The organism is Streptococcus parasanguinis, from assembly GCF_016648855.1.
Classification (GTDB): Bacteria; Bacillota; Bacilli; order Lactobacillales; family Streptococcaceae; genus Streptococcus; species Streptococcus parasanguinis_L.
Window position 1 is genome coordinate 1 of sequence record NZ_JACLQU010000006.1, and the last position, 12,604, is coordinate 12,604.

At 40.0% G+C, this 12,604-nt stretch carries 23 protein-coding genes; all 23 read right to left on the minus strand.

All coding sequences use genetic code 11. From position 1 onward, the window contains the following. Window positions 1-171 precede the first annotated feature (171 nt). Complete coding sequence (locus H7T92_RS04910) at window positions 172-1,443, minus strand: gamma-glutamylcysteine synthetase (RefSeq protein ID WP_201037241.1); 1,272 nt, start codon at window positions 1,441-1,443, stop codon at window positions 172-174. A gap of 254 nt (window positions 1,444-1,697) precedes the next feature. Further along, entirely contained in the window at window positions 1,698-2,084 is a 387-nt protein-coding gene (gene rplQ / locus H7T92_RS04915) for a 50S ribosomal protein L17 (RefSeq protein WP_003002399.1), read from the minus strand. A gap of 11 nt (window positions 2,085-2,095) precedes the next feature. Beyond that, window positions 2,096-3,034 carry a DNA-directed RNA polymerase subunit alpha gene (locus H7T92_RS04920; RefSeq protein ID WP_003009635.1) on the minus strand — a complete coding sequence of 313 codons (939 nt, stop codon included), beginning with the start codon at window positions 3,032-3,034 and terminating at the stop codon, window positions 2,096-2,098. A gap of 45 nt (window positions 3,035-3,079) precedes the next feature. Beyond that, entirely contained in the window at window positions 3,080-3,463 is a 384-nt protein-coding gene (rpsK, locus tag H7T92_RS04925) for a 30S ribosomal protein S11 (RefSeq protein ID WP_003002390.1), read from the minus strand. Between the two features lie 23 nt (window positions 3,464-3,486). Further along, window positions 3,487-3,852, minus strand: coding sequence for a 30S ribosomal protein S13 (gene rpsM, locus H7T92_RS04930; protein ID WP_003009631.1), 366 nt, complete (start codon window positions 3,850-3,852; stop codon window positions 3,487-3,489). A 17-nt stretch (window positions 3,853-3,869) separates the two neighbouring features. Continuing rightward, a complete protein-coding gene (gene rpmJ, locus H7T92_RS04935; protein WP_001808836.1) occupies window positions 3,870-3,986 on the minus strand; it encodes a 50S ribosomal protein L36 in 117 nt (38 codons plus the stop codon). 23 nt (window positions 3,987-4,009) lie between these two features. Continuing rightward, the gene (gene infA, locus H7T92_RS04940; protein WP_001029883.1) at window positions 4,010-4,228 is read right to left on the minus strand and encodes a translation initiation factor IF-1; all 219 of its coding nucleotides are present in this window, start codon (window positions 4,226-4,228) and stop codon (window positions 4,010-4,012) included. A 116-nt stretch (window positions 4,229-4,344) separates the two neighbouring features. Beyond that, entirely contained in the window at window positions 4,345-4,983 is a 639-nt protein-coding gene (locus H7T92_RS04945; RefSeq protein ID WP_201037242.1) for an adenylate kinase, read from the minus strand. Window positions 4,984-5,079: 96 nt separating this feature from the next. Further along, window positions 5,080-6,390, minus strand: coding sequence for a preprotein translocase subunit SecY (secY, locus tag H7T92_RS04950; RefSeq protein ID WP_023920186.1), 1,311 nt, complete (start codon window positions 6,388-6,390; stop codon window positions 5,080-5,082). Between the two features lie 12 nt (window positions 6,391-6,402). Next, entirely contained in the window at window positions 6,403-6,843 is a 441-nt protein-coding gene (gene rplO / locus H7T92_RS04955; RefSeq protein ID WP_049504191.1) for a 50S ribosomal protein L15, read from the minus strand. A 145-nt stretch (window positions 6,844-6,988) separates the two neighbouring features. Beyond that, window positions 6,989-7,171 carry a 50S ribosomal protein L30 gene (rpmD, locus tag H7T92_RS04960; RefSeq protein ID WP_002894509.1) on the minus strand — a complete coding sequence of 61 codons (183 nt, stop codon included), beginning with the start codon at window positions 7,169-7,171 and terminating at the stop codon, window positions 6,989-6,991. A gap of 14 nt (window positions 7,172-7,185) precedes the next feature. After that, entirely contained in the window at window positions 7,186-7,680 is a 495-nt protein-coding gene (rpsE, locus tag H7T92_RS04965; protein ID WP_003009617.1) for a 30S ribosomal protein S5, read from the minus strand. Between the two features lie 17 nt (window positions 7,681-7,697). Then, window positions 7,698-8,054 (minus strand): 50S ribosomal protein L18, encoded by a 357-nt coding sequence (gene rplR, locus H7T92_RS04970; RefSeq protein WP_003010871.1) that lies wholly within the window; start codon window positions 8,052-8,054, stop codon window positions 7,698-7,700. 83 nt (window positions 8,055-8,137) lie between these two features. After that, window positions 8,138-8,674: a 50S ribosomal protein L6 gene (gene rplF, locus H7T92_RS04975; protein WP_049492183.1), complete on the minus strand. Its 537-nt coding sequence runs from the start codon at window positions 8,672-8,674 to the stop codon at window positions 8,138-8,140. Between the two features lie 194 nt (window positions 8,675-8,868). Beyond that, window positions 8,869-9,267, minus strand: a complete 399-nt coding sequence (gene rpsH / locus H7T92_RS04980) for a 30S ribosomal protein S8 (RefSeq protein WP_003010897.1) — start codon at window positions 9,265-9,267, stop codon at window positions 8,869-8,871. A gap of 212 nt (window positions 9,268-9,479) precedes the next feature. Next, entirely contained in the window at window positions 9,480-9,665 is a 186-nt protein-coding gene (locus tag H7T92_RS04985) for a type Z 30S ribosomal protein S14 (RefSeq protein WP_001085699.1), read from the minus strand. Window positions 9,666-9,682: 17 nt separating this feature from the next. Further along, on the minus strand, window positions 9,683-10,225 hold the full coding sequence (gene rplE / locus H7T92_RS04990) for a 50S ribosomal protein L5 (protein WP_003009606.1): 543 nt from the start codon (window positions 10,223-10,225) through the stop codon (window positions 9,683-9,685). 23 nt (window positions 10,226-10,248) lie between these two features. After that, entirely contained in the window at window positions 10,249-10,554 is a 306-nt protein-coding gene (gene rplX, locus H7T92_RS04995; protein WP_003002315.1) for a 50S ribosomal protein L24, read from the minus strand. A gap of 75 nt (window positions 10,555-10,629) precedes the next feature. After that, the gene (gene rplN, locus H7T92_RS05000; RefSeq protein WP_003002384.1) at window positions 10,630-10,998 is read right to left on the minus strand and encodes a 50S ribosomal protein L14; all 369 of its coding nucleotides are present in this window, start codon (window positions 10,996-10,998) and stop codon (window positions 10,630-10,632) included. 25 nt (window positions 10,999-11,023) lie between these two features. Beyond that, window positions 11,024-11,284 (minus strand): 30S ribosomal protein S17, encoded by a 261-nt coding sequence (gene rpsQ / locus H7T92_RS05005; protein ID WP_000440801.1) that lies wholly within the window; start codon window positions 11,282-11,284, stop codon window positions 11,024-11,026. A 23-nt stretch (window positions 11,285-11,307) separates the two neighbouring features. Then, complete coding sequence (gene rpmC, locus H7T92_RS05010) at window positions 11,308-11,514, minus strand: 50S ribosomal protein L29 (RefSeq protein WP_003002350.1); 207 nt, start codon at window positions 11,512-11,514, stop codon at window positions 11,308-11,310. Window positions 11,515-11,523: 9 nt separating this feature from the next. Beyond that, window positions 11,524-11,937 (minus strand): 50S ribosomal protein L16, encoded by a 414-nt coding sequence (gene rplP / locus H7T92_RS05015; RefSeq protein ID WP_000960947.1) that lies wholly within the window; start codon window positions 11,935-11,937, stop codon window positions 11,524-11,526. A gap of 3 nt (window positions 11,938-11,940) precedes the next feature. Beyond that, entirely contained in the window at window positions 11,941-12,594 is a 654-nt protein-coding gene (gene rpsC, locus H7T92_RS05020) for a 30S ribosomal protein S3 (protein ID WP_003002336.1), read from the minus strand. Between the last annotated feature and the right edge of the window lie 10 nt (window positions 12,595-12,604).

The window sequence follows — 12,604 nt, forward strand, 5'->3', positions numbered from 1 at the left end:
CACATTGGTTCGTCTTGTTCAGTTTTCAAAGGTCTTTGTCGCTCTCGCGCGACAACTATATTAGTATATCATGACCTCTCCTTACTGTCAACACTTTTTTAAAAAATTTTTTATTTTTTTGAAAGTTTTTTTGAAAGAAACAAAGAAAAGCCTGCATTACAGGCTTTTCTATTAGTCTAGTTCTTTGTTAATGATGAGAAATTTCTCTTCTCCGCAACCTCTTTTCATTAAACCTGCTTCAGCTATGTCTAGAAGATCTTTTGAAAAGGATTGGATCGCTTCTTTTTCTTCTTTACTTAGAATTTTCTTTGAATATTTCTTTCTAAGTTTTCGATAGTCCTGTTCTTCATTTTTAAAAAATGAACAATCCTCTAAATAGTTTTCCAGTTTTTCTAACTGTACAAATAAGCCCAACTCAAAGGCTATCGGGGCAAATGTGGTTTCTAATGGTTGTGTACAAACACTTCTAAATTCTACAGTTCCACGAGCAGTTAGATCTTGAAATTGGTAACTTCGATGTTGTTTTAGATCTTCTTTTACAGGGTTAATGATTTTCTCATTTCCATCAGCCGTATAGGCTGTAATTTCTTTTTGATCTAGATAGTCCTCGACTCGAATTGGTTTAAAATAATATGATTTGCCCTCTCTTGTTGCCGTAAAAATAGCCGTTCTAGCGAGATTATTAAAAAACTCTTCTTCGCTTTGGTAGTCCTTAGGATAAATCCCTACATTTTCCTTATAATAACCATGTAAGGATTCTTCCCAGAAAATATCTCTGGCAATTTTTGTATCCCAAACCTCTGCTGAAAATTCTGAGTTAGAAAACAAATATGCTTTTGCTGCTTCAATTTTATTAAATGCATTAATGATGCGAATATAGTTATCGCGCCTTACATCCAATTGAACTTGGTTTCCGCATATAAATGCTCCGTACGAAGGATAGGGGTGTGTTTTCATCCCTGTACCATTCATTGCAAGGAAAGCCATTAACATCTTGTATCGTTCGATTTTCACTGGGCTATTATCATTTTCTTTCCACATAGGATGGATTCCGTGCCCTTGAATTTCGTGATTATTTTCTTGCAAAATAGGTTGAATAATCTTCAAATAGGCCTCAAAACGTTTGGCTACCTCATTTATAGAATGAGCTCTCTCAAATGCAAATTCAATTGTATTGTAACTCAACTCGAATAGAATACGATCTTTAGAAGAGCGGTGAACCAATTGAATGGGATTTTTATCGTCATCTATTTTTTCAACTTCAAAATCTGATAAGTTTGCTAAGGTTCGAAAAAGATTTTTCGTCACCTCTATATTTGTTTTGTTTCCATTTGTTTCTACAATCGGAAACTCTAATTCAACTCCGACAAAGAGTTCCGAATCCTCTTTCATATTACTAAGGTACTTCTCTTTTAGTAATTTAATTGCTTGTTGTTTTGTCATTGAATCCTTTTTCTTCTATTGGAGATATGGGTTCCATTATATCATTTTTTGCTATTCTCGACTACTCATGAAAAACAAGACAAAACGCCTGCTTACGAAATTGTTTTAAATTAAAGCAATTTCGTAAACAAGCGTCTACCATTCATTCAATATGATGAGTGTTCCCGCTGGGGAAAATCCCCAGCGGTAGACCAGAGCTAGACTAAGAATAACAGTGTATTCCATCATCATAACACTCAACAAAATTGATGATATTATACCAATTCGATGATAGCCATTGGCGCAGCATCACCACGACGTGGTTCAGTTTTAAGGATACGAGTATATCCACCATTGCGCTCAGCATAACGAGGTGCTAATTCAGAGAACAATTTTTGAAGTGCAGTTGTTTCTGAGTATTTACCTGTTTCTTCATCAAAGTTTTGTGATGCAACTTCGTTACGTACGAATGCAGCAGCTTGACGACGTGCATGCAAATCACCACGTTTACCCAAAGTAATCATTTTTTCAACTGATTTACGGATTTCTTTCGCACGTGCTTCAGTTGTTACAATTGCTTCATTGATGATAAGATCTGTAGTCAAATCGCGAAGCATCGCTTTACGTTGTGAGCTAGTGCGTCCTAGTTTACGGTAAGCCATGTATTCCTCCTCTATTTATCGTTTTTTAACCCAAGGCCTAAGTCGGCAAGTTTGATTTTAACTTCTTCAAGACTCTTACGTCCCAAGTTACGAACTTTCATCATTTCTGCTTCTGATTTTTCAGTTAAATCGTAAACAGTATTAATGCCAGCACGTTTCAAACAGTTGTATGAACGAACTGAAAGATCTAATTCTTCGATCGTACGTTCTAAAATGCGATCATCAGAAGTTGTATCTACTTCCTTCATAACGTCTGTTGCAATAGCAATTTCAGTTAAGTTTGTGAATAGATTTAGGTGTTCTGTCAAAATACGAGCAGACAAACCTAAGGCATCTTCTGGAATGATTGTCCCATTTGTCAAAATTTCAAGGGTTAGCTTGTCAAAGCCATCGTTGCTACCAACGCGTGCTGGTTCAACTTGGTAATTGACTTTAGTCACTGGCGTATAGATTGAATCTACAGCAAGTGTTCCCACTGGTGCATCATCTTTTTTGTTTTGATCAGCTGGAACATAGCCACGTCCACTGTTTACAGTAAGCGTTGCTTTCAAAGATGCTCCTTCTCCGATTGTAAATAGATAATGATCAGGGTTTACAATTTCGATGTCACTATCAGTAAGAATATCTCCAGCAGTTACTTCTGCAGGTCCTTCTACATCAAGTTCAATAATCTTTTCGTCTTGGACGTAAGATTTAACGGCGATTCCTTTAACGTTAAGAATAATTTGCATAACGTCTTCACGGACTCCTGGAACGGTATCAAATTCGTGGAGTACACCTTCAATGTTGATTGAAGTGACAGCTGCACCTGGAAGTGAAGCCAGAAGTACACGACGAAGTGAGTTTCCAAGTGTTGTACCATAGCCACGTTCAAGTGGTTCTACGACAAACACGCCATAATCTTTGTTTTCATCAATTTTTGTTATATTTGGTTTTTCAAACTCAATCATTTGCTATACTCCCTCTTAAACGAAAAGCTGTGTAATTGTTGATGATTATACACGGCGACGTTTTGGAGGACGAGCACCATTGTGTGGTACAGGAGTTACATCGCGGATTGCAGTTACTTCAAGACCAGCAGCAGCAAGTGCACGAATAGCAGACTCACGACCTGAACCAGGACCTTTAACAGTTACTTCAACAGATTTAAGTCCGTGTTCTTGAGCAGCTTTTGCAGCAGCTTCTGATGCCATTTGAGCAGCAAATGGTGTAGATTTACGAGAACCTTTAAATCCAAGTGCACCTGCAGATGACCAAGCGATTGCGTTACCATGCACATCAGTAATCATAACAATTGTGTTGTTAAATGTAGCGTGAATATGAGCAATACCAGATTCGATATTCTTTTTCACACGACGTTTACGTGTTGGTTTAGCCAAGATTTTTACCTCCTTATTTTATTTTATTTTTTCTTACCTGCAATCGCAACAGCTTTACCTTTACGAGTGCGAGCATTGTTTTTAGTGTTTTGTCCACGAACTGGAAGTCCACGACGGTGACGGATACCACGGTATGAACCGATTTCCATCAAGCGTTTGATGTTCAAGTTTACTTCACGACGAAGGTCACCTTCAACTTTGATTGCGTCAACTTCACGACGGATAGCATCTTCTTGATCTGGTGTAAGATCGCGAACACGAATATCTTCAGAAACGCCTGCAGCAGCAAGGATTTTCTTAGATGTTGGAAGTCCGATACCGTACACATAAGTCAATGAAATTACTACACGTTTGTCATTTGGAATGTCAACTCCAGCAATACGAGCCATGTTTTCTCCTTTCTATCTTATCCTTGACGTTGTTTGTGTTTTGGATTTGCTGGGCAAATTACCATAACACGACCATTACGACGAATTACTTTACAGTATTCGCAAATTGGTTTGACCGATGGTCTTACTTTCATTTTTATCCCTCCAAGTTTTTCGATTATTTAAAGCGGTATGTGATACGTCCACGTGTCAAATCGTACGGACTCATCTCCACTGTAACACGATCTCCCGCTAAAATACGAATATAGTTTTTACGAATTTTACCAGAAACTGTTGCTAAAATCTGATGTCCATTTTCAAGTTCAACCGTAAACATAGCATTCGGCATAGTATCAACTACTTTACCTTCTACTTCAATCACATCGTCTTTTGCCACGCAAAAGTACCTCCATAAATTTCGATTCATTCCTCTGAGCACAGAGGTAACAATTATAAGTCAGACTAACTAATTGTATCACTTGTCGTCAAATATTGCAAGTGACTAAAACGTTTTTATTTTAAATTCTCCAAGACCTTTTGGATATCTTTGAAGACGGCGTTGATGTCTTGATTTCCTTCAATATCATGGACCAATCCTTTTGCACGGTAATGAGCAAGAATTGGCTCACCTTGAGCAATATTCACATCCAGACGGCGTTTCACTGTTTCTGGTTTGTCATCTTCACGTTGGTAATAGTCTCCTTCCTTGTAGTCAGCTGGTGGGTTGAATACTTTATGGAAGGTTTCACCTGTTTCACGATGGATGATGCGACCACTCAAGCGCTCGAGGAGACATGATGGATCCACTTCAATGTTGATCACTCCTTCAAGCTCCAAACCAAGGTCTACCAAGATTTGATCCAAGGCATGAGCTTGTTCAATCGTGCGAGGAAAACCGTCCAAAAGGAATCCTTTTTCCTTAATGTCGTCTTGAGCCAAACGTTCTTTTACAATCCCATTTGTCACATCATCGGGCACCAATTCACCTTTGTCGATGAATGATTTTGCCAATACACCCATTTCAGTTTGGTTAGCCATTGCTGCGCGGAACATATCACCGGTAGAGATATGCGCTACGTGAAACTCTTCCACGATTTTCGCTGCTTGGGTCCCCTTACCTGCTCCAGGCAATCCCATAATTAAAAGATTCATGATGAATTCTCCTTATTTTGTTTTTAAATGGAAGCAGGAGCGAATTCCTATTTCCATTTAAAAACAAAATAGAAGGCTGACAAAGTCAACCTTATTCTATTCTGTTGTTGTGTCCATAAATCCGACATACTTACGTTTTAATAAGTAGCCTTCTAATTGTTTCATTCCCTCAATACCTGTTGAAATAATGATTAACAAACTAGTTCCTCCAAGAGCAACTGCGTCTGTCAAACCAAATAAATCTCGAGCCAGGATTGGAATGATGGTAATAAAGCCAAGGAATACTGATCCGACGCTTGCTAAACGACGTAGCAAGCGAGACATAAACTCTTCTGTCCCCTTACCAGGGCGGACGCCTGGGATATAGGCACCACTCTTTTGAAGGTTTTCTGCCGTTTTTTCAGGATTGATCTGAACAAACGTGTAGAAGAAGGTGAAGAGAATGATCAATAAGGCATACATTGCCACACCAGTTGGTGTGTTTGTAGCCAACATGGCTTGAGCTGTTTTCACCCATCCTGCATTGTAACCCATAGCGCTAATCACTTGGAAAATGGCAGCAGGCGCTGCTGTAATCGAACTAGCGAAGATGACAGGAATAACCCCTGCTGGGTTTACTTTCAAAGGAAGGTAAGAACTTGATGGAGCTCCTTGTGCAATCTTTGTATATTGGATTGGAATCTTGTATTGTGCTTGCTCTACAAAGGTTGTAAAGTAAACAATAACCAAGACGGCAAGGATTAATACCCCAACAAAAATGAGGGAATTGGTCATTTGACCAGAACGAACGTTCACAAATGCATTTTCATAGATTTCTTTAATCATCTCAGGAATTGATGACACAATCCCTGCAAAGATAATCATTGAAACACCATTTCCGTAGCCTTTATCTGTGATTTGTTCTCCAAGCCAAGTCACAATCATGGAACCGGTCGTCAGAATCGCACCGATTAATAGATAGGTCTTGGTATTTGGAGTTGCGACTAATTTCGCCTGAGACAAGGTGTGGAAGGTAGCTGTAATCCCGATGGATTGAACAAAGGCTAGAACCAAAGAAATATAGCGTGTTGCTTGGTTGAGCTTTCTTCGACCAACTTCCCCTTGTTTGCCCCATTCAACAAACTTAGGTAACAGATCCATTTGCAAAAGTTGCACGACGATCGAAGCTGTGATGTATGGGCTAACCCCTAATGCGAAAACTGAGAAGTTCCTCATGGCATTCCCAGAAACCAAACTGAGCATGTTCAAGAAGGACACATCTTGAAGGTTGTTCAGAATTTTCGCATTTACACCAGGCACTGTAATCGTGGTCCCAATGCGGAAAACAAGAATGATGAAGATCGTAAATAAAATCTTCGACCGAACTTGTTTTACCTTAAATGCATCTTTTAATAATTTAAAAAACATAGGTCACCTCACTTAGATGACTTCAACTGAACCACCTTTAGCAGTGATAGCTTCTTCAGCTGATTTAGAGAATTTAGTTGCTTTAACAGTCAACTTCTTAGTCAATTCTCCGTTACCAAGAATTTTGATACCTGATTTTTCAGCTTTTACAATTCCTGATTCTACAAGTACTACTGGAGTTACTTCAGCACCATCTTCAAAGGCGTTCAATTGATCAAGGTTCACAATAGCATATTCTTTAGCGTTGATGTTTGTAAATCCACGTTTTGGAAGACGACGGAACAATGGAGTTTGTCCACCTTCAAAACCAAGACGTACACCGCCACCGCTACGAGCTTTTTGACCTTTTTGACCACGGCCAGAAGTTTTACCATTACCAGATGAAGTACCACGACCAACACGGTTGCGGACTTTACGTGAACCTGTAGCAGGTTGTAATTCATGAAGTTTCATTATTTATTTTCTCCTCTTTTGTAAATTGCTAACGCATGTAATCAGGAAAAGGTGTCCTAACTACAAACTCGCCTATACTTATATTTAGTTTTAGGGGATGAGAACTTCTCATACCCCTGAAAACTTTGTTTCTATTTTAAATAGATTATTTTACTTCTTCAACTGTTACCAAGTGAGATACAGCAGTGATCATACCACGTACTGCTGGGTTATCTTCTTTGATAACAGAGCTGTTCAATTTGCCAAGTCCAAGTGCTACAACAGTTTTACGTTGTGACGGGATGCGTCCGATTGGAGACTTAGTCAAAGTAATTTTAATTTGAGCCATTTGAATCTCCTTTCTTAAGCCAAGTCAGAAACTGAAATACCACGAAGGGCAGCAACTTCATCAGCGCGTTTCAATTGTGCCAAACCGTTAACAGTTGCACGAACGATGTTGATTGGAGTGTTTGATCCAAGTGATTTAGATGTAACATCTGCAATACCTGCCAATTCGACAACGGCACGAACTGCACCACCTGCAGCAACCCCAGCCCCTTCGATAGCTGGTTTCAACAATACACGAGCTCCACCAAATACTGATGTTACTTCGTGTGGAATTGTTGTTCCAACCATAGGAACTTCGATCAAGTTTTTCTTAGCATCTTCAACAGCCTTACGGATTGCTTCTGGAACTTCTTGAGCTTTACCAGTACCAAATCCAACACGGCCATTACGGTCACCAACAACTACAAGAGCTGCAAAACGAAGACGACGTCCACCTTTAACAACTTTTGTAACACGGTTGATGGCAACTACGCGTTCTTCAAGTTCAACTGCATTATCTTTAAATGCCATTTTCTAGTGTCCTCCTATTAGAATTTCAATCCGTTTTCACGAGCTGCATCAGCCAAAGCTTTAACACGTCCGTGATATAGATATCCACCGCGGTCGAACACCACTTCAGAAATACCTTTAGCAACTGCACGTTCAGCAACAAGTTTGCCGACAACAACGGCTTGTTCAGTTTTAGTTCCTTTTGAAACTTCTTTGTCAAGAGTTGAAGCGCTTGCGAGCGTTACACCCGCTACGTCATCAATTACTTGAGCGTAGATGCCTGTATTAGAACGGAATACGTTCAAACGTGGGCGATCAGCAGTTCCAGAGAGTTTTCCGCGAACGCGACGGTGGCGTTTTTGACGGATTTTGTTTTTATCTGGTTTCGAAATCACAATTTTCACCTCTTAATTTTAAAATCATGTGCTAAGCACTGAGTTGGTAAGATGAAGGTTGGTTGAAAAACAACCAAACTACATTATTTACCTGTTTTACCTTCTTTACGGCGAACGTATTCACCAACATAACGGATCCCTTTACCTTTGTATGGTTCAGGTGAACGAAGGCTACGTACATAAGCAGCTGTTTGACCAACTACTTCTTTTGAAATTCCGCTAACAACGATTGTTGTTGGGTTTGGAAGTTCAAAAGTAATTCCTTCTGGAGCTTCAACTTCGTCTGGGTGTGATTTACCAACAGCCAAAACAAGTTTTGATCCTTGAAGTTGTGCACGGTATCCAACCCCGCGCATTTCAAGTTCTTTCTTGAATCCTTCTGATACACCAGTAACCATGTTGTTCAAAAGGGCACGAGTTGTTCCGTGGATTGTTTTCATTTCTTTTGAATCGTTTGGACGGTGAAGCGTTACTTCAGTACCTTCCACACGGATTTCAATATCTTTTGAGAACGTACGAGTAAGTTCTCCTTTAGGTCCTTTTACAGTTACAACGTTGTCATTGTTAGTGAGTTCAACACCAGCAGGCAACACGATAACTTTATTACCAATACGTGACATGTTTTTTATTCTCCTGTTAAATTGTCAGGCCTTTGCGGGCCAGTTTTCACGGGGTTTAAGATACTTATTTAGTTCAAGAGCTGAACTGAACACGCTCTAAGAACTGTGTAAAATAGATAAGTTGGCTTGTTTGTCAACAAACTGCTCCAACTTCCTAATTTTGCTTTGTTCTTTACAAGCTTTGTATCTTGATTTTACCAAACGTAAGCGATAACTTCCCCACCAACGTTCTTTTGGCGTGCTTCTTTATCAGTAAGCAAACCTTCAGAAGTTGAAAGGATAGCAATTCCAAGTCCGTTAAGAACTTTTGGAAGATCTTCACGTTTTTTGTAAACACGCAAACCTGGTTTAGATACACGTTTCAAGTTTGTGATAACTTTTTCACCGTTTTGTCCGTATTTCAAAAATACACGGATGATGCCTTGTTTGTCATCTTCGATGAATTCAACGTTTTTTACAAAACCTTCGCGTTTAAGGATTTCAGCAATCCCTTTTTTGATGTTTGATGCAGGCACTTCAAGTACTTCGTGTTTAGCTTGGTTAGCGTTACGAATACGTGTAAGGAAGTCTGCGATTGGGTCAGTCATAACCATTTTTTATTTCTCCTCTTACTAGTAGTTTGCAAGTTGCACTTGCTAGTTAATGATTGAGCTAGGCTCAGAAAGTTTTGATACATGCAAACGAGAGTATACTCATTTGAACACGAGCTACAACCTGGGCAAAAAAGATAGATTGGATTCGGAGCTTCGCTCCGTCACCAAATCTCCTATTTTTGCTAGGGTTTCACGCTCTTTATATCATAGAATTACCAAGATGCTTTTGTAACACCTGGGATTTGACCTTTGTATGCCAATTCACGGAAGCAAACACGGCAAAGTTTAAACTTGCGGTAAACTGAGTGTGGACGTCCACAACGTTCACAGCGAGTGTATGCTTGAGTAGAGAACTTCGCTGGGCGTTTGTTCTTAGCAATCATAGATTTTTTAGCCATTAGTTTTACCTCCTATATTATTTTGCAAACGGCATTCCGAGGCCAGTAAGCAATGCACGTGATTCTTCGTCTGTGTTCGCTGTAGTTACGATTACGATATCCAAACCACGAGTTTTATCAACATCATCAAAGTTGATTTCTGGGAAGATCAATTGTTCTTTCACACCAAGTGTGTAGTTTCCGCGTCCATCAAATGATTTAGTTGGAACACCATGGAAGTCACGTACACGTGGAAGTGAAACTGTTACCAATTTATCCAAGAATTCGTACATACGTTCACCACGAAGGGTAACTTTTGCACCGATCGCAACACCTTCACGAAGACGGAAGCCGGCGATTGATTTTTTAGCCTTAGTGATCAATGGTTTTTGACCTGAGATCAAAGCAAGCTCTTCAGCAGCTTTTTCAAGGTTTTTAGCATTTGATACTGCATCACCAACACCCATGTTCAAAACGATTTTATCAACTTTTGGCACAGCCATAACTGATGAATAGTTGAACTGTTCAGTCAATGATGGTACTACTTCATTAAGGTATTTTTCTTTTAAACGATTAGCCATTATACTTCTCCTTTCCTTCGTGATTAGTCAAGCACTTCGCCTGATTTTTTGTTGTAGCGAACTTTTTTGCCGTCTACAAATTTGTAGCCAACACGTCCAGCAACACCGTTTTTGTCCAAAACTTGAACGTTAGAAGCATGGATTGGAGCTTCTTTTTCAACGATTGCACCTTGAGGGTTTTCGTTATTTGGACGTTGGTGTTTCTTGATGATGTTTACACCTTCTACAACAACTTTATTTACTTTTGGAAGAGCAGTAAGAACAACAGCTTCTACGCCTTTGTCTTTACCAGCGATTACGCGAACTTTGTCGCCTTTTTTTACAAACATTTTATTCTCCTTTTATTCTTACGCCCGATGGGCACCCTGGCTTATGCCAGGGGACTGTGTTTGTTTTTTTATTGATTAAAGTACTTCTGGAGCAAGTGACACGATCTTCATGAAACCACCGTCACGCAATTCACGTGCAACTGGGCCAAAGATACGAGTTCCGCGAGGAGTTTTGTCGTCACGGATGATTACTGCTGCATTTTCGTCGAATTTGATGTATGAACCATCTTTACGACGAGCACCTGATTTAGTACGAACGATAACAGCTTTTACAACGTCACCTTTCTTAACCGCACCACCAGGAGTAGCTTGTTTTACTGATGCAACGATTACATCACCGATGCTCGCGAATTTACGTTTTGAACCACCAAGAACTTTGATTGTCAAGATTTCGCGTGCGCCACTGTTGTCAGCGACTTTCAAACGAGTTTCTGTTTGAATCATTTACGTTTTCTCCTTTCAGGTATGATTAGATGATGACCGCTTCTTCAACGACTTCTACAAGACGGAAGCGTTTTGTAGCTGAAAGCGGACGAGTTTCCATGATACGAACGATATCGCCTTCTTTAGCAACATTGTTTTCATCATGAGCTTTGTATTTTTTAGAATAGTTGATACGTTTACCATAGACTGGGTGGTTACGTTTAGTTTCAACTACAACTGTGATTGTTTTGTCCATTTTGTCAGACACAACGCGTCCAACAAGAACTTTACGATTATTGCGTTCCATTGAAATTCTCCTTCCCTAGTCTATTATTTAGCTTCTGATTGAACAGTTTTGATACGAGCGATTTGTTTTTTCACTTCTTTCAAACGTCCAGTTTGTTCCAATTGACCAGCAGCCGCTTGGAAACGAAGTTCAAACAATTCTTTCTTCAATTCATTTTCACGCTTCGCGAGTTCTTCTTGAGAAAGACCACGAAGTTCTTTAACAAATTCTTTTACTTCTGTAAGTTTCATGACCTCTCCTTATTCTGCTTCACGTTTCACAAATTTAGTTTTAACTGGCAATTTGTGGCTAGCAAGACGAAGCGCTTCGCGTGCGATCTCTTCAGATACACCAGCAATTTCGAACATCACTTTACCACGTTTAACTGGTGCTACCCAACCTTCAGGAGCCCCTTTACCAGATCCCATACGTACCCCGATAGCTTTAGCGGTGTATGATTTGTGTGGGAAAATCTTAATCCAAACTTTACCACCACGTTTCATGTAACGAGTCATGGCGATACGAGCAGCCTCGATTTGACGGTTTGTGATCCAGTGGCTAGTTGTAGCTTGAAGACCGTATTCACCGAATGCTACTTCTTTTCCACCTTTTGCTTCACCGCGCATTTTACCACGGAATTCGCGACGGTGTTTTACACGTTTAGGTACTAACATTGGTTATTTACCTCCTTTAGCGTCTTTACGAGCTGGAAGAACTTCACCACGGTAGATCCATACTTTAACACCAAGTTTACCGTAAGTAGTGTCTGCTTCTTCCCAAGCGTAATCGATATCAGCGCGAAGTGTGTGGAGTGGAACAGTTCCTTCAGAGTATCCTTCTGCACGGGCAATATCTGCACCGTTCAAACGACCTGATACTTGAGTTTTGATTCCTTTAGCTCCAGCACGCATAGCACGTTGGATCGCTTGTTTTTGTGCACGACGGAAAGCAACACGTTGTTCCAATTGACGAGCAATTCCTTCACCAACAAGGTGAGCATCCAAATCAGGACGTTTGATCTCAATGATGTTGATGTGGACTTGTTTACCAGTCAATTTGTTAAGAGCTGCACGAAGTGCATCAACGTTTGCTCCACCTTTACCGATAACCATACCTGGTTTAGCAGTGTGAAGTGAAACGTTAACTTTGTTTACTGCGCGTTCGATTTCAATAGTTGAAACGGCTGCGTCAGCCAATTCTTTTTGAATGAATTTACGGATTGCAAGATCTTCATGAAGGTAATCCGCGTATTCTTTTTCAGCATACCATTTGGCATCCCAATCACGGATGATACCAACACGCATACCAATTGGATGTACTTTTTGACCCACGAGTTTACCT

What these genes read in the sequence shown, in the direction of transcription:
- H7T92_RS04910 (WP_201037241.1), bottom strand. Translation starts at nt 1,443, where the DNA reads ATGACAAAACAACAAGCAATTAAATTACTAAAAGAGAAGTACCTTAGT.
- rplQ (WP_003002399.1), bottom strand. Translation starts at nt 2,084, where the DNA reads ATGGCTTACCGTAAACTAGGACGCACTAGCTCACAACGTAAAGCGATG.
- H7T92_RS04920 (WP_003009635.1), bottom strand. Translation starts at nt 3,034, where the DNA reads ATGATTGAGTTTGAAAAACCAAATATAACAAAAATTGATGAAAACAAA.
- rpsM (WP_003009631.1), bottom strand. Translation starts at nt 3,852, where the DNA reads ATGGCTCGTATTGCTGGAGTTGACATTCCAAATGACAAACGTGTAGTA.
- rpmJ (WP_001808836.1), bottom strand. Translation starts at nt 3,986, where the DNA reads ATGAAAGTAAGACCATCGGTCAAACCAATTTGCGAATACTGTAAAGTA.
- H7T92_RS04945 (WP_201037242.1), bottom strand. Translation starts at nt 4,983, where the DNA reads ATGAATCTTTTAATTATGGGATTGCCTGGAGCAGGTAAGGGGACCCAA.
- secY (WP_023920186.1), bottom strand. Translation starts at nt 6,390, where the DNA reads ATGTTTTTTAAATTATTAAAAGATGCATTTAAGGTAAAACAAGTTCGG.
- rplO (WP_049504191.1), bottom strand. Translation starts at nt 6,843, where the DNA reads ATGAAACTTCATGAATTACAACCTGCTACAGGTTCACGTAAAGTCCGC.
- rpmD (WP_002894509.1), bottom strand. Translation starts at nt 7,171, where the DNA reads ATGGCTCAAATTAAAATTACTTTGACTAAGTCTCCAATCGGACGCATC.
- rpsE (WP_003009617.1), bottom strand. Translation starts at nt 7,680, where the DNA reads ATGGCATTTAAAGATAATGCAGTTGAACTTGAAGAACGCGTAGTTGCC.
- rplF (WP_049492183.1), bottom strand. Translation starts at nt 8,674, where the DNA reads ATGTCACGTATTGGTAATAAAGTTATCGTGTTGCCTGCTGGTGTTGAA.
- rpsH (WP_003010897.1), bottom strand. Translation starts at nt 9,267, where the DNA reads ATGGTTATGACTGACCCAATCGCAGACTTCCTTACACGTATTCGTAAC.
- H7T92_RS04985 (WP_001085699.1), bottom strand. Translation starts at nt 9,665, where the DNA reads ATGGCTAAAAAATCTATGATTGCTAAGAACAAACGCCCAGCGAAGTTC.
- rplE (WP_003009606.1), bottom strand. Translation starts at nt 10,225, where the DNA reads ATGGCTAATCGTTTAAAAGAAAAATACCTTAATGAAGTAGTACCATCA.
- rplX (WP_003002315.1), bottom strand. Translation starts at nt 10,554, where the DNA reads ATGTTTGTAAAAAAAGGCGACAAAGTTCGCGTAATCGCTGGTAAAGAC.
- rplN (WP_003002384.1), bottom strand. Translation starts at nt 10,998, where the DNA reads ATGATTCAAACAGAAACTCGTTTGAAAGTCGCTGACAACAGTGGCGCA.
- rpsQ (WP_000440801.1), bottom strand. Translation starts at nt 11,284, where the DNA reads ATGGAACGCAATAATCGTAAAGTTCTTGTTGGACGCGTTGTGTCTGAC.
- rpmC (WP_003002350.1), bottom strand. Translation starts at nt 11,514, where the DNA reads ATGAAACTTACAGAAGTAAAAGAATTTGTTAAAGAACTTCGTGGTCTT.
- rplP (WP_000960947.1), bottom strand. Translation starts at nt 11,937, where the DNA reads ATGTTAGTACCTAAACGTGTAAAACACCGTCGCGAATTCCGTGGTAAA.